The sequence below is a fragment of the Endozoicomonas sp. genome (genome assembly GCF_965196975.1).
Lineage (GTDB): Bacteria > Pseudomonadota > Gammaproteobacteria > Pseudomonadales > Endozoicomonadaceae > Endozoicomonas.
In genome coordinates, this window is record NZ_OZ239981.1 from 1,646,877 (window position 1) to 1,662,488 (window position 15,612).

A 15,612-nucleotide genomic window follows, 5' to 3' on the forward strand; every position below is an offset into this window, starting at 1 on the left:
GATCAATCAGCGACGATATTTAGCGGTAAAGTGAATGGTTTTCTGGGTACCGGCAGTAACCACAACACGAAGCTGATCCATTTTTTCCAGTGTTGCACCTTTAACACTCTCAAGCTTAATCAGATTAGGATCACGCTCCCTTAAGAGCAGTGTAATGCTGTCTTCCTGATCATTTGAGACCGTCGCCTGCCATTTAACCACCAGCTCTTTGTCACTCTTTTGTTCAACGTCCAGTCGTGTACGCTCAACACGCACAGCCAGCGCTTCTCCCATGGTCAACCAGGCGTGATCACCCGCGGTTGTTTTGGGCAACCATGAGTTACCACTGATGATGTAGCCGCCATCCGGGTCCTGATCATACATACGAACTTGTGCTGGCGGAAGGTCCAGCGGTGCCTCAAACTTCCAAGTCAGTCTTGGACGCTCAGCCATGGAGGTTCTCCCACCGGTCGAGCGGCCATACACGTCAAGGGTGTACAGCTTTTCAAGGTGCAATGCTTCTGAAAAAAGATCCATCAGCTGCTTGCTATTGGCAGGCAGGACGGTGTCCTTTGGCAACGTAGAAAGCAATACTTCACCGACACGCTCACCGTAGTCACCCGCGTCAGCCACCACCGATGCTTCAAGCATCCGGTTCTTACGGTAGAAGCCAGGAACACCACCCTCGCCACCGGCAACCAGACGAATTTTTGCCTGATTGAAGTTGATATTGGAACTGTTGGTCAGCAGTGTTTTTAATTCCAGACGTCCCTGGTTCTGTGATAAAAGCGTTAAACGATAATGGCTGTCATAGCTTAACTGAGGGGTGATATACGTAAGCTTCAGAGGCCCACTGACCGGTTGCCGGCCAAAATCCGCTGTCAGGTATTTGAGACTTTTACCCTGAGTCTCCGAAGAAACCCTTGACAGTATTCTCAGGCCCTGGGGGTCGTGATAATCGATAAAATACTGGCGGCCATTACTGCCTTCCACCAGCCCGATTCCCTGCTGATAACTGACCAGTTTACCCTGAATGGCTACATTCAGGCCGCCACCAAACACTTCAACATTTTTACCCTCCAGATTCCGGTAGTAATTATCCCGGTCCAGACCTCCCTGGTACCAGAAGATTTCCTCAGGCCGGTAAACGGTTTCACCATCAATGTATTCAAGGTTCAGACTGCCATCCAGCCGGTTGATTGGCAGACCGGAAATCTCAAGATTGCCCTTTGCATCGGGTCGGGAATTGAACGTCTGACTGATCAGGGCCTTATCGCTGTAGAGCGTCACTACTGTCGATTGTGGCTGCTCAACGTTCAGTTTACCTTGTAATGCCTCGCCCGAAGCCTTGGTCACCACAAACCCAGACACCAGCAGAACCAGCAATGAGTGCTTAAACATATTGGGCTTCTGTAAACCACCACTGAATCGCTTGTTTTGGGACAACTGTAAAACGAACAAAGAGGCTTGTCTTCCAAAACATCAAAAATCAAAGCATCATTCTGAAAATGAGCGGAGCGTGAGGGAATTTCGAAATTTTTTGTGGAATATCACAAGAAATCTGCAAGCTCTATCTGGTGTGTAATTTGTTTCAATAAGCAGGTATCCTATTGAAACTTAACTATCTATCAGCCGACAAAAGCATAAAAACCGTCAGCATCCAACACAAGCAGACAAAAAAGATCAGGATCAGGATACGCGAGTGAAGTATCTACTTTGGGGCACGTTCATCACCGAGTTTATTCTCTTATTTTCTCTCTTTATCAGAAGTAGTCGACAAGACAGCCTCAGGTTAATCGACCGCTTTCTTTGCCTGCCTGTATTGGTAAGCATGCTGCATCTGGTTATGTATATCGCCACGACAGGTAACCACCAGGGGCAGATTATCGCCAGCACCAGCTATCTGGTTTTACGATCTTTGCTTCACCCGGTTTTATTCCTGACGACACTGATATTAGTGAATCATCAGAAAAAAACTGAATTCCGGGATATCGTTCACTTCTGTCCTTTGCTTCTTCTACTGATCGTCGCCCTGGAAGGCAGTTGGATCCAGCAACTGATCCCAACCCAGAAGTGGCATGCCTTTATACCCGTACTGGCACTGCCTCCCATGGTGAACCTGGCGTTACTGTTAATGCTGAGTATGATCTTCGCAGGTTACCAATGGGCCACACTGAAACTCGCATGGCCCTCAATCACTACCGTTTGGCAGGACACCACGGAGCAAATCGGTTTACGCTGGGTCTGCTTTTTCTCAATATTCAATATCTTATTTACAGTGCTTGCATCACTTTTTTACGTGGGGACTCGTATCAACCACCCCGATAGTGCGCCCGACTCGGGAGGCGAGGTTTACACGCTGCTCTCCAGCCTGTTTACTTTGGCTTTATGTCTGTTTTACCTGAAATCGACAGCAGCAATAGAGATAGAAGGGTCTTCGAAAGAAATCGCTGTAAACCGGGTTGATGACGACCCCGAAATAACTTCTGACTGTATTAAATATCGACACAGTGGGCTGAGTGATACGGAGTCTATTCACTATTTTCAAATGGTTGATGAGCTGCTGCGCAACAAAAAACTGTATCTTGAACAAAACCTGAAAGTCGCAGACCTCTCCAATGAGCTAGGGCTTGGCAGTTCATACATCAGCCAGGTGATCAATCAGAATACCGGCCACTCTTTTAATGACTATATCAATCAATTCCGGGTTGAAGTTGTCAGAACCAAGATAGAGGCGTTGGCCAATACGGGGACAAGACTGCTTCCCAAGGATCTTGGTTATGAAGCAGGGTTTGGCTCAGGATCAACCTTGTACAAGGCATTTCGGCAAATCACCGGATCAACTCCCAAACAGTACCTGGTTTCCTGTCTAAATCTGGAAAATAAAAAATTGCAAAATCCTGAAAATTCTTTGCAATCTCTAGAACCGGTAGATTAGAAAATCTTTTTTGACTGAATATGGCTTCCGAACCGGGCTTTACCAAAGCTCGAGAATAAAAATGAGGAAGCCACCATGAAAAGAAAAATACTTGCGGGAGCTATCGCTCTCACCATGGGATCAGTAGCCGCTAATGCCAGCACCATCGTTGACTCTGTTATCGAAGAGTTGCGTGATGAAGGGATGATCGTTCAGCACAACAACAGTATTTCTGCATACGTTGACTGTCTGGTCAGCGAAGCAGAAGTCTGCCAGAACTTTGCCAACACCTCCCTTTATTACAATGGTAATCTATTCCCCTGTCCCATCACCGGTTGTACAGAAGCCAGTCCGGGCATGGAAATACCTCTGGAAGGTGGCACTATTGAATTCCCTGCATCTGCAACTTGGACTATCGGTACCAATGAAGCCATGGTGATGTATGGTGTCATTCCTCCGGGTGTTACTCACTTTGGTTTTGAAACCCTGGTATATGAGCGTTCAAGTTCTGAAATACCTAACCCTAGTGATAAATCGCCCCTGCTGGAAGGTGAAAACCCACCTGATCCAAAGCGTGCGGTTAACGGTGTGATCATTGATGCTTCTGTTGGTGAAACCCGCAATGAATTCACCATGAAATACATACCTAACCCAGAAGCCCTGGGAGAGGGTGAAGTTTTCGTTCATATAGCAACGCCTAACCAGATATTGGCAGATGAGATTAAGGAAGCATTTATTGATTCCGGTTACCCGGAAGAAGGCATTAACATCAAGCCTCTGGCTGAGAAATACTTTACCTTTGGTAATGATCCAGCGACGGCAGATACCTTCCGGACCATAGGACGCTTTGCCCGCCCATTTGCTGATCCAGATGCCTTTATGGCATGGACTGAAAGCAAACCACTCAAGCTGATGCGAGTGACTGCCATTGAAGAAACCGGTTACATTCCATTCCGTGCAGAAGAAGAACTTAACCGGTTAACAGGCACTCAAGAGTTATCACTCGTAGGTCAGGGTGTGTACAACCAGTGGCTGACCGAAACCAAAAAGACCTACGGTAAGCCGGATTATAAAGGCGAGGTCATAGCCAGAGACTATAGCGCTGAACACTGTATTGAGACTGGCAGCTATTGCTGGGGTAATAACCTTGATGCCCTGTATGTAGACATCAATGACCCTGCTACTGAAAAAATGTTGATCATTGATCTTAACGATCCTAACAGTCAGCTGGTGATTACCGGGATTGACCATGTGGCCACCAATTATGCCAAATTCTGGAATTTCGGGTTCTACCATCCAGATACAGGAAAGTCCATTGATACCATTGATTTCAATGAGGTTCAGGCGCAGGAATACAACAGTAAGAAAGGGAATGCCGATGGCAAACTGTTCAGACTGGCTGTTCGTGCAGATTGCACCGGGGTTGCGAACTGCTATGAAGTAGATACTACTCAGACCGATGGTCTGTTCAAAATCATGATGCGAACTTACGTAAACCCTCAGACTGGCACTGGTCCTGACTTCACTGAAGTTGAGAACCCAGAGTTCTGGGTTTATAAGAACTGATATTTAGTCCAATAGGAAAACAATACGAACTGGCTGAGGTCTGTTCGTATTGTTATAAAATGAATGGCTAGTACATATCATCAGGCCCCAGCCTGTATGGTTTTTCATCTTTCACTTCGGAAGGCTCCTCTCCGTAGGCTACATCACCAGATTGCGGCATTGCACTGTCTTGATTTTCATCCACTTCATTAACCTTTCCGAAAATCACATCCCCAGATAGAGGAACAACAAGGGGCTTTGAATCATTGCTGAGTTTTATGTCTCTCTTACACAGCCCTTCACAAAACTCCATTCCGTAGCGATTATGTTTGCTCTCAAAGTATGAAAAGGCGTTATCGGCGGAAATAACGACTGATTTTCCGAAGAACATTCGGAGCTGATTAAAAAAACCAATCGATTGATTCTCATTTTGTAACTATTCAGCACCCAGCAAAGGCGTATTGTTGTAATTTCGAACCGCTTTAAGAAGCGCCTGAAATATGTTCAACCCCTGCTTTTTAGCAGATGATAAATAGCTTCGGATTCGGGTAAACATGGTACCTCCGTCTTCGCTTCTGAAGCAGCCTGAGATCTTCTGCTTAAGTTTGGCCATCCTGGCATCACGTTCACTGCCATTGTTATCGAAGGGAATTGAAAAGTCCGACATGAAGCGCAACGTTTCAACCTTAAACTCAATAAGCCTTTTGAACAGGTTGTAGGCCTTGGTATTCCTGACCTTCTTACGTCCAAGCACCTGTCGTTGTTTTTCCATATAAGCGGTTTCCTTCGTGAGAGCCCTTTGAAGGATTTGGTCGTATATCGTCTCAATGCGAAGCTGTATTGCACCAGGCATTTGAGTCAGACCGGCTGCTTTGTATTTCTTGCAGAAGTGCCAGGAGAGCGTAAGCAATTTCATCAGCCGCAGAGCCAGCTTATTCGCATCCCTATCGACAACTCCCTGAAGCTCTCTCAGATGATGGGCATTACAAAGCACATTCACTGCCGCATAGGCAAAGTAGGACTTCCAATGATCGTGAACCAGAATGCCTGCAAAAGTCAGCAGGATGCCCATTGCATCCATTGCTTCACAACCTCGCCTTTCTGAGAGGTAGTAAAGCGTCCATTGGTCATCTCGCATAATGTGTAACCACCACAGTGAACCGTCAACCCGCATGCCAGTTTCATCCGCTCCTGCAACCGGACTTTCTTGTAAAGCATCGCGGATACTCTGCTCAGTAGAGGCCAGGTTCTCATGGGTATAGGCAACAAAATTGGCAACAGAGCCTGCGCTGACACTCATGCAATAAATAGTATTGAAATACTCAGACACCCGGTGATATGGGATGAAGTGATACTGGTTTAAATGAACAGCCATTGCCTGAGTCACTTCTCCGTATTGAGCAGCGGCTTTCACTCCTTGGGGAAACTCAGCGGTGTTCCGTTTACCACAAGGACATACTTTAACGTCTGCCCAGTACGCGGTAACTTCAAATTCTCCGGGTCTACCTGGATCAAAAACCTGTCGCTCAATGTATTTGGTGGGTTTAATATCGATAAGCGAAGACTGGCAACAGCAACATTTTTCAACCTTCAGATGCCTGACATAATCGGGTAAGGCGACACGTCTCAAACAAGAGCCTTGATGACCTTTCTGGCCACCTGGTTTATTGCCTGAAGATGGTCTAAGGCTTTTGGGGTTCGGTGTTTCCTGTGAGGAGCAGGGGGCTTCTTTGGAAGATGTATCACCTTTATCACTCCCTTTTTTACTGGGCTTTTGATAACCATCTGACGATGGTGGCTTACTACTGTTTTGACTGTTTTTATTAACCCTTTCTTCCAGTTCGCTGCAACGTTCCCGTAAAAGCGCATTCTCGGTCCGAAGCTCTTCATTCTCTTTAAGGAGAGCTTCGGTAAACGGAGTAGCTGGGAAGTCTGGTTCCATACTGGAGATTTGTTAGAAAAATTGAGTATAAGATGATGGTCGAAAAATCAGAAAATTCCAGATTTATATGAAGGGTGCTGAATAGTTACCTCATTTTTATAATTTACAGCATCCTGCCCAGTAATTTTTACATGTGTCGATCCATGTCGCTCAATCATGCTTGATTCTCCTTAATCATCAAATCCCCTATAACTCTATCTGTCACACCCTCTAGCTACTGCTTGACCGTATTTTTATAGAACTATAGCACCCATAAAAATTTGAACTATGGAAAGCCAAGCATGCAAAATCCACCTACAGCTTTAAGTAATTTACGTAACTCATTGTTTTTATTGATGCAATTAATTTGCACGATCGTATAATAATTTTGAACGAAACGATCGTTCATTATCATCCATCGATTTCCCATCCGAGTTTGTAATGACTACTGCGGCTATTGAAGCATCCCGTCATATTACTGAATCCCAATGCCCTCCACCGGAAAAAACCGGATGGATAGACCGTCAGTTTCAGCTTCAAGCCAAAGGCACCCATATCCGTCAGGAAGTCATGGCCGGCATAACCACCTTCCTGACCATGGCCTACATCATCTTTGTAAACCCGCAGATTCTTTCCGCTGCGGGTATGGACGCCCAGGCCGTGTTTGTCACCACTTGCCTGATCGCCGCCATTGGCAGTATTGCCATGGGTCTGCTGGCTAACCTGCCCATTGCCATGGCACCGGCTATGGGTCTGAACAGCTACTTTGCTTTTGTTCTGGTGGGCGGCATGGGACTGGCCTGGCAGACCGGTATGGCCGTGATCTTCTGGGGTTCGTTACTGTTTGCGGCGGTTGCGGGATTTCGCACCTACATCATCACCAGTATTCCCTTAAGCCTGCGCATTGGCATTGCCACTGGCTGTGGTCTGATGATTGCCCTGGTGGGTCTGCACAATGCCGGCATTATTGTGGCTACACCCAGTACCATGGTGACCATCGGTGACGTTCGCTCCATCCCGTTTGTTCTGGGTTGTGCCAGCTTTCTCCTGATGATGGTACTGGTTCAACGTGGCTTTAAGGCGGCGGTTCTGATCTCAATAATCGCCATTACCTTTGTTGGCTGGTTACTGGGTGATGTGGAATACCAGGGCATCGCTTCATTACCGCCCAGTATTGCGCCAGTCCTTGGCCAGCTTGACCTGATGGGCGCACTTGATCTCAGCCTGATTGGGGTCATTATCTCCGTTATGCTGGTCAGCCTCTTTGAGTCTGCTGGGACCTTTGTTGCGGTAACGGATAAAGCCGGGCTTGCGGACGAAACCGGCAATTACCCGAACGCCACAAAATCCCTGTTTGTGGACAGCCTCAGCTCTGCTGCCGGTGCATTTATGGGAACTTCTTCTGTCTGCCCGTACGTTGAAAGTGCAACCGGTGTCGTTGAAGGCGGCAGAACCGGTCTGATGGCTGCAGTGGTTGGTCTGCTATTTTTGATGGCCATTTTCTTCTCCCCCCTGGCCGGGATGATTCCAGCTTATGCCACTGCAGGTGCCCTGATTTATGTTGGCCTGCTGATGACCTCCGAGCTAACCCGGATTCAGTGGCACGACCTGACCGAAGCCGTTCCTGCCTTTGTGGCCACTGTGATGATTCCCTTCAGCTTCACACTGACCGAAGGGATTGCCACCGGCTTTATTACCTACACCGTGATCAAACTGGCGTCTGGCAGAAAACATGAAGTCTCGCCCGTATGTGCGTTGTTAACCGTGGTATTTCTGGCTCGATACGCCTTCCTGTAAAGGCCTCCATTTTTAAGAACGACTGTTTTAGACATTTGTAACAAGCGGCAGTCAGCGTTATCCGACATAAAAGCCGGAAACCTGCTCAAGGAACGCCGCATTGAAGACCATTATTTGAGTTGAGTGAAACACAATGATTAAAGAAAACCTGCGCGATCTGATTGACGCTGGCGCTGCCCGTATTCCTGCTGACCTGGTGATCAAAAACAGTCAACTGGTCAATGTCACCTCGGCAGAGATCTACCCCGCTGATATCGCCGTTTACCGCTCCAGAATCGTTGCCACTGGCGATGTTGAAGCTTACATCGGTGAAAATACCCAGATTATCGATGCTGAAAACAAATACCTGGTTCCCGGTCTGATCGACGGCCATCTGCACATTGAGTGCAGCAAGATGTCCATGACCAGCTTTGCCAAAGCCGTGGTGCCCTGCGGTACCACCAGCATCGTTTCCGGTCTCGATCAGTACCTGGTAACGGCCGGGCTGGAAGGTGTTCGTGAAGTTCTGGACGAAATCAATCAGGGACCATTGAAAGTATTCTGGGGTCTGCCGTTTACTGCGCCTTACACCCTGCCAGAATCCACCGTCGGCTTTAACGTGACCCCGGAAGTGCATCAGGAAGTGCAGAAATGGCCTGAAGTGTACGGCGTCTGGGAAACCGTTTCCGAGTTTGTCGAAAATAAACACGACGGCGTAATGAAAGCCATTGAGCTGGCTGGCGAGAACAACCTGCCAGTATTTGGCTGTGCGCCAATGACCACTGGTACTCGTCTCAATTCCGTACTCTGTGCAGGTGTTCGACTGGATCATGAAAGCTACGACCACACCGAAGCCATGGAAAAAATCCGCAAGGGCATGTTCCTGCTGATTCGTGAATCATCCATCTCTCACTTCCTTAATGAAAACATGAAGGTCGTGACGCATATCAATCCGCGTGTGGCCCGTCGTGTCAGCTTCTGTACTGACGACGTGATTCCATCAGAAATTCTTGAAAACGGCCATATGGATAAATTGATCCGTATGACCATCGCGGCAGGTGTTGACCCGATCACCGCCATCCAGATGGGTTCCCTGAACAGTGCCGAAGCCTATCGCATTGATCACCTGGTGGGCTCTATCTCTCCAGGAAAAATCGCCGACATTTTGCTGGTGGAAGACTTGCGCAAGTTCAATATCGATAAGGTCATCGCCAAGGGCAAACTGGTGGTTGATGGCGGCAAGATGGCGATTGACTTGCAACCACCGGCACGCAGTGAAATTCTCTCTTCCAAACTGAGAATCCCATCCATTACCCCGGCTGACATGAAGGTATACACCGACTTCACAGCAGACAAGGTGAACGTGCTGTCCATGGAAGTGGACTTTGATGTGCCTTTCGTCCGCCGCCGCCGAGATGTGCAGCTCAACGTTGAAAATGGTGTGGTGCTGCCGGATGTTGAAAACGATGTTCTCTACGCCACAGTGGTTGAACGTTTTGGCAAGAACGGCAACAAGCCAGTGGCCTTTGTTTCCGGCTGGAAGCTGAAAGCCGGTGCCATGGCCAGCTCCAAGGCACCGGATGACAACAATATTGTCTGTATCGGTACAAACTCTGAGGATATGTCCACTGCTATCAACTACCTGGCAGAAAAAGGCGGCGGTCAGGTGATTGTGAAAGACGGCGAGATCATTGATTTCATTCACCTGCCAATCTGTGGCGTTACTTCCGATATCAGCCCAGAGGAAATGGCTGCAGCAGAACGGAATATGAAGGCAATTACAAGGGAACTGGGCTGTGACCTGCCTGACCCTGTTTTCTATATGTGCTGCCTGGAAATCACAGCCATCCCTGATTACGCCATGACCGACCTGGGTGCCGTCTGCTTTGCTACTCAGAGTGTCTTTGATCCGGTTTTAAGTGCTGCTGAATAACGCACGCTGAAAGACAAGTGATTGCATGAGTCATCGACCGGGCACGCTGCCCGGTCTTTTGCCAGATAGTTTACGAGCAGCCTTAACGTATGAAACAACTGATTGATATGGCCGCTGGCCGCATCCCCGTAGACACACTGATCATCAACTGCAAAGTCGTTGATGTATTTAACCAGCGTCTTATTGATGGTCCATTGGCCCTAGGTATGGGCAAAGTCATTGGGATTGGTGATTATGAAGCGCGTGAGATCATAGACGCTAATGGCGGTATTGTGATGCCGGGCCTGATTGACAGCCATGTTCATATTGAGTCGTCTTCCATCACCCCACCTCAGTTTGCCCGTATTGTCCTGCCTCACGGTACCACCACTGTCATTGCCGACCCCCACGAAATCGCCAATGTCTGCGGTCTTGATGGCATTCGCTATATGCTGGATGCCTCCAGAAACCTGCCGTTGAATGTGAAAATCATGCTGCCCTCCTGCGTACCGGCTACCCCTTTTGAGGAAGCGGGAGCAAAGTTAATGGCAGAGGATCTGGCTGAGCTGATCTGCCACCCGGATGTCCTGGGCGTTGGGGAAGTCATGGACTTCCCTGCCGTCATCAATGGTGATGAAGCCATGCTGGCCAAAGTCAAACTGGCACACGAGCATGGCTATATTGCTGATGGCCACAGCCCCGGGCTGAAAGGGTTGGATCTTCAGGCCTACGTCATGGCCGGCATTAAAACCGATCATGAGTGTTCCAGTATTGAAGCGATGCTGGCACGAATCCAGATGGGTATGTATATCCAGATCCGTGAAGGCTCCGCCTGTAAAGATCTGCTGGAGCTGGTGAAAGGTGTCAATGCCGCAAACGCCCGCCGCTGTCTGTTCTGTACTGATGACCGTGAGCCCAAAGACATTATCAATGGTGGTCATATCAATAAGAACCTGCGCCTGGCCGTTGAATCCGGTATCGACCCGATCATGGCCATTAGCATGGGTACGCTGAATGCTGCAGAGTGCTATGGCCTGAAAAAGAAAGGCGCCCTGGCGCCCGGTTACGACGGCGATGTGGTGATCATTGACGATCTCGAGAGTTTTAACGTCAATCGCGTATTCTGTGCTGGTCAGGAAGTCGCCCGTCATGGTGAATTGCTGGTAGCTATAGAAGACTATCACTGCCCGTCAGTCATGAATACGGTAAAACTGGCACCGCTGAGTATTGAGAATTTTGAGTTACCACTGACTTCTGACAAAGCAAGAGCAATTGGCGTACTTCCCGGTGGTGTGTTGACCAAAGCCCTGACAGTCGATGTCAAAGCCAATGACCATGGCCTGTTTGATGCCTGCCTGAATCAAGGGCTGAATAAGCTGGCGGTGATTGAGCGGCATAAAGCGTCTGGCAATATGTCACTGGCTATTCTTGCTGATTATGGACTGACTGGAGGCGCTATCGCTACGACGGTTTCCCATGACTCACACAATATTGTCGTGGTGGGTGACAGCGACCAGGATATGTTGACGGCCGTTAAGCAGGTGGAATCCATCGGTGGAGGCTTTGTTCTGGTGCAAAATGGTGAAGTGATTGGCGAACTGCCTTTACCGATTGCTGGCCTCATGTCTGACCAGAATGCTGAAACCGTCGCTAAGACGATGGGAGACCTTTTAGGCAAGGCACGAAACACACTGGGCGTTAACGCCAATATTCAGCCATTAATGACGCTGGTCTTTATGAGCCTGCCGGTAATTCCTGAATTGAAGCTGACATCCAATGGGTTGTTTGATGTTCGGAGCTTCTCATTTACAGCAGTAAGTATTAATTAATACCATAGTCATCTGGCAATGACAAATCATTGCCAGATGATAAATTGAATACAAATTTATTGAAGCAATCGATCATATTTTAAATGGAAATCATGAAAACATATATGTCCGATTCATAAGCTTTAAGAAAGGGAGCCTCTAGAAGAATCATCAGTGCTATATATTTCATTAGCAATCAACTGCTTTGGTAACTCCATTCTTTCTGCTATTTTATCCAGATTTCCACCATGCTGGATTAAATATCGGCAGCATTTAAAGTGACGATTAATGAATGCATAATAAATTGAAGCATTACCTTGGCGATCACACATATGAATATCAGCACCCTTTAAAATCAAGCTTTTTAAAACTTCATAACGACCATAAAAAGCAGAAAGATGGAGTGCACTCTTACCAGTTCTATCATTTTGGTTAATATTTTCTGTAAGTTCCAGGAGAATTTCAACTACATCCTTATGCCCATTAGCAGCTGCAAGCATGAGTGCAGTTCGCCCATACTCATTAACATAATTAACATTCGCCTGAGACTCAAGCAACATCTTTACACAGTGCAATTCACCTTGTTCTGCAGCATAAATAAGTCCGGTAGATCCACTAATATCAGGCAGGTTTACACGAGCATTTGAGTTGATCAATTGAGCTAATACAGCAGGAAACTTATTACATACAGCTTCATGCAAGGCACTCATTCCGATGTCATCAACAGCATTAACATTACTTTTATTATTGATTAAAACTTCAACTGTACGAACATCACCGGTCTTTGCAGCTAGTATTAAGGGGGTTCGCCCCCTATCCCCGGTGATGTATCAAAACTGTTGATAGTGGTTTCGGGAGATAAATTCCCCAATAACCTTATCATGAATGTCTATTGATCTTGAGAAGCAAATAGTCCTTCTGGCTAACCGTTTCAAGCAAGTTCTCAAGGTCAGATTCTGCCGCTCAATCCGCTGAGTAAAGTACTTTCCAATGATATGTTTATCTTCTGATAAACAGGATGTATATGGTTGCCAGTCATCTGTGCAGTAAAAACTAACTTTGAAGCGGGCCAGAAGCTCCAACAGCTTTTTGAGCGTCTCTGTGCTTCTGGGGCCGAACGCATGGGCAATGATCTTCTTGAAACGTGGCTCCCATGCATAAAACAGCCAGCGTTGCTGCTTCTTGCTACCAACAAATGACCACTGCTCATCCATTTCGAAGATAATCTTGACCTGGGCATTTTCGAAGGGGAGTTGTGTTACTGTTGGCGGGTCGAGTTTTTTAAGCGAGCCAATACAGTCGTTGGACTGATCTCAAGGACACGTCCGATATCTCTGACCCCGGAGCCATTCATGGTCATCTTTATGATCTGCTCATGAGTACCAGGCAGATTGCCATTATAGCGATACTCGAGTTGGAAGCTCTTATTACAGTCCTTGCATCTATACCGCTGGTGACCCGTCTCAGCTTTCCCGTTCTTAACAACATTGAACGTTTGTTGACAATGGATACAGGCAACTTGAACTTCAGCCATAGATGACTCAAAAAGACAGGAATGTATCAGATCAACAGCTTTGGCACATCACCCTATCCCCTGCAACATTAGGGTCTCCACCCTGATCAATAAGCGTCTTGACCAGCTCACTTTTACCTGACGCAGAGGCCTGAAGAAGTAATAATGAAACTGAGTTTTTACTACACTGCCTATGATGTCTAATAACTTCAGAAGGCTGGCATCTGAGCCCCTCAGCTAATAAAGCATGGGCAGTATTAATCTGCCTATTAGCAAATGAAGCAGCAACTGAGTTGGTCGGGGAGCAACCAGCTTCCTGTGAATTCGCAGTAACAGAAACGAAAACTGGAAGTTTAGCCGGGGTATTTTTCGTGGGATCCATATATTGTAATAGCAACTAAAACAAAAGGTCATATAAGGATCTTCAATAGTTATGAATAGTTCCCTTAATGAAATTAAAATTAATCTAATTTGATAAAACTTCAGGCATTGCTGGTCAAAAAAACAGAGCTAATTTCGATTAAAACTCCCAGAAAGCGTTTTATATATCCAAGTTTAAAACCTTTCCTTAAACTGGGACTTTCACCAGTTTTTCAATAAACTCCTGCTTTAGCATCATCGCCTTTTCATTTACTGAGATGTCTTTCGGCCGCGTACAAAATGAGCAAATTCAAGCACTTATAAAACCAACCTTGTAGATCTCATTAGAATTAAACAGACTAAAAACTCATAACAATACACATAACTCATCAGAAAACCCAGCAAAACTCAATTAATTCATACCAGCGTTATTTATATCTAATGCCGACGCAAATTAACCTTAATCCACAGCCCTAATCATTTAGTTCTGATATATATCTAATCACATTGGGTGCTCTCTCAATTTGATAACTGACTCATAGGTTAGCTTCAACCTTTCCAGTCATGAACTCAGACCAAAGTTGTTCCCAGCGCCCCTTACTCTGGATCAGTGCTCTTGTTGTCAAAAGCACTTCCGCTCCTGTTGCTTTCCACCTCATTCCAGAACCACATAATCGTTGCTTTACCAGAGTCTTACAAGCCGCTTCAGTAACTCCTGAACCTATTGGCCAATGGCGTTTAAGCGCCTGATGATAATTCATTAACTGGTGATTGTTTGTAAAATAGCTCACAGCTTTGTAGCGCTTCTCTGTCAGTGCGATTGTCTTTTTCGGGAGCTCGGCTGATTCAATTTCCTGAAGGATTTTTTTGGCTGCTCCACGCTTGTTTTTCAAACTATGTAGCCTGTCTTCAAGCCACTGGTGTCGCTTCGCCTTACTGGTTGGAAACAGTGCTTCCGCTGCTCCAGCTAAATATTCAGATGCATGATAAAAATCGAGTATCTGCCCAGAGGTATGTTGTTTCAAATAACTCCAGTTTTCTCTAGCCCCGTCAGCTACCCCGATGTATGTGGCATTTGGGTAGAGTCGTTTTAGATCTGCAATCTCCTCGTCGAGCTTGCTCATAAAGCTTTGTTTACCATACTCTGGCGAACTGGCTGTATATATCGTGTGGAGCCTGTCTCCATCTGCAGAATATAGGCTCAATGTCCCACACATGGCTTCCCTCCAGCCTTCTTCACAAAGCAGCATGCAGGTTCCATCCAGACCAATGGCTATTGTTTCAACAGGCTCTTTTAGTGGAGGAAGGTGGTAGTGAGTGTCTTGCTGGTCTTCAATTAATGCACCTACTCTGTCCGATAAATGCTTGATATAAGAATTTGAAAGCGTCCTTTGATGGTTGGTCTCAAAATCTTCTTTTACCGCAGGCGCTGGCATCTGGCTGTATTTCCAGGCGATAGACTTGGCAAATTTGGGGGTAGCTGAACCAATAATACCGGCACGAAGATCAAGTGCTGCCAGAGTACTGCCACCTCTGACACCCTGATATACGGAGCGCTCCAAAGGTATACGACCGTATAAGGTTTCATAGTGCTTAAGAACCTTTCCTTTGTAGTTCCACTTCTGCTGATTAACGACGATAGGTTCTTTATTGGGTGATTCAAATAGCCCCAATAACTCTTTTGTTCCAAGCTGCCCGGCTTCATTGAGTGCACGCTGTAAACTATCTTCAAGATTCAGCATGTTGCCTGAATCTATAGAAACTTCAATTTGCAAAACGATGCTTTTGGTAGAGCTGGAAATAACAGAAGCGGGCATGACAGTTAACTATTATGAGTGGTGTTCCCATAGTAGCTGTGAAAATAGAGCACTATTGTTTCAA

11 protein-coding genes are annotated in these 15,612 nt (G+C 46.6%); 5 read left to right on the forward strand and 6 right to left on the reverse strand.

Annotation, left to right across the window (positions count from 1 at the left end):
- Positions 1-6 precede the first annotated feature (6 nt).
- On the reverse strand, positions 7-1,380 hold the full coding sequence (locus tag ACOCLE_RS07130) for a hypothetical protein (RefSeq protein WP_419536125.1): 1,374 nt from the start codon (positions 1,378-1,380) through the stop codon (positions 7-9).
- 301 nt (positions 1,381-1,681) lie between these two features.
- Between ACOCLE_RS07130 and ACOCLE_RS07135 the strand changes: the two genes are divergently transcribed.
- Both ACOCLE_RS07135 and ACOCLE_RS07140 read left to right on the forward strand, forming a co-directional pair.
- A complete protein-coding gene (locus tag ACOCLE_RS07135; protein ID WP_419536126.1) occupies positions 1,682-2,917 on the forward strand; it encodes a helix-turn-helix domain-containing protein in 1,236 nt (411 codons plus the stop codon).
- A 75-nt stretch (positions 2,918-2,992) separates the two neighbouring features.
- Positions 2,993-4,462 (forward strand): hypothetical protein, encoded by a 1,470-nt coding sequence (locus ACOCLE_RS07140; RefSeq protein ID WP_419536127.1) that lies wholly within the window; start codon positions 2,993-2,995, stop codon positions 4,460-4,462.
- A 67-nt stretch (positions 4,463-4,529) separates the two neighbouring features.
- Here the strand turns inward: ACOCLE_RS07140 and ACOCLE_RS07145 are convergent, their stop codons facing one another.
- Positions 4,530-4,832, reverse strand: a complete 303-nt coding sequence (locus ACOCLE_RS07145) for a hypothetical protein (RefSeq protein WP_419536128.1) — start codon at positions 4,830-4,832, stop codon at positions 4,530-4,532.
- Between the two features lie 45 nt (positions 4,833-4,877).
- Complete coding sequence (tnpC, locus tag ACOCLE_RS07150; protein ID WP_419535193.1) at positions 4,878-6,383, reverse strand: IS66 family transposase; 1,506 nt, start codon at positions 6,381-6,383, stop codon at positions 4,878-4,880.
- A gap of 420 nt (positions 6,384-6,803) precedes the next feature.
- Between tnpC and ACOCLE_RS07155 the strand changes: the two genes are divergently transcribed.
- The 3 genes from ACOCLE_RS07155 to ade all read left to right on the forward strand — a co-directional run bounded on the left by ACOCLE_RS07155 (position 6,804) and on the right by ade (position 11,879).
- Positions 6,804-8,159, forward strand: coding sequence for an NCS2 family permease (locus ACOCLE_RS07155; protein ID WP_419536129.1), 1,356 nt, complete (start codon positions 6,804-6,806; stop codon positions 8,157-8,159).
- A 133-nt stretch (positions 8,160-8,292) separates the two neighbouring features.
- Complete coding sequence (locus ACOCLE_RS07160) at positions 8,293-10,071, forward strand: adenine deaminase C-terminal domain-containing protein (RefSeq protein ID WP_419536130.1); 1,779 nt, start codon at positions 8,293-8,295, stop codon at positions 10,069-10,071.
- Between the two features lie 89 nt (positions 10,072-10,160).
- Positions 10,161-11,879 carry an adenine deaminase gene (gene ade / locus ACOCLE_RS07165; protein WP_419536131.1) on the forward strand — a complete coding sequence of 573 codons (1,719 nt, stop codon included), beginning with the start codon at positions 10,161-10,163 and terminating at the stop codon, positions 11,877-11,879.
- Between the two features lie 122 nt (positions 11,880-12,001).
- Here the strand turns inward: ade and ACOCLE_RS07170 are convergent, their stop codons facing one another.
- The 3 genes from ACOCLE_RS07170 to ACOCLE_RS07180 form a co-directional block, all read right to left on the reverse strand.
- The gene (locus tag ACOCLE_RS07170; protein WP_419537168.1) at positions 12,002-12,685 is read right to left on the reverse strand and encodes an ankyrin repeat domain-containing protein; all 684 of its coding nucleotides are present in this window, start codon (positions 12,683-12,685) and stop codon (positions 12,002-12,004) included.
- A gap of 3 nt (positions 12,686-12,688) precedes the next feature.
- Positions 12,689-13,392 (reverse strand): IS1 family transposase gene (locus ACOCLE_RS07175; RefSeq protein ID WP_419534258.1). Its coding sequence is split into 2 segments (ribosomal slippage): positions 12,689-13,149 and positions 13,149-13,392, totalling 705 coding nucleotides; the frame shifts between segments, so codons are not numbered across the junction.
- A gap of 875 nt (positions 13,393-14,267) precedes the next feature.
- Positions 14,268-15,548, reverse strand: coding sequence for an ISKra4 family transposase (locus ACOCLE_RS07180; protein ID WP_419532972.1), 1,281 nt, complete (start codon positions 15,546-15,548; stop codon positions 14,268-14,270).
- Between the last annotated feature and the right edge of the window lie 64 nt (positions 15,549-15,612).

Coding starts and splice junctions, on each gene's coding strand:
- ACOCLE_RS07140 (WP_419536127.1), top strand. CDS start 2,993: ATGAAAAGAAAAATACTTGCGGGAGCTATCGCTCTCACCATGGGATCA.
- tnpC (WP_419535193.1), bottom strand. CDS start 6,383: ATGGAACCAGACTTCCCAGCTACTCCGTTTACCGAAGCTCTCCTTAAA.
- ACOCLE_RS07155 (WP_419536129.1), top strand. CDS start 6,804: ATGACTACTGCGGCTATTGAAGCATCCCGTCATATTACTGAATCCCAA.
- ACOCLE_RS07160 (WP_419536130.1), top strand. CDS start 8,293: ATGATTAAAGAAAACCTGCGCGATCTGATTGACGCTGGCGCTGCCCGT.
- ACOCLE_RS07145 (WP_419536128.1), bottom strand. CDS start 4,832: ATGTTCTTCGGAAAATCAGTCGTTATTTCCGCCGATAACGCCTTTTCA.
- ACOCLE_RS07130 (WP_419536125.1), bottom strand. CDS start 1,380: ATGTTTAAGCACTCATTGCTGGTTCTGCTGGTGTCTGGGTTTGTGGTG.
- ade (WP_419536131.1), top strand. CDS start 10,161: ATGAAACAACTGATTGATATGGCCGCTGGCCGCATCCCCGTAGACACA.
- ACOCLE_RS07180 (WP_419532972.1), bottom strand. CDS start 15,548: ATGCCCGCTTCTGTTATTTCCAGCTCTACCAAAAGCATCGTTTTGCAA.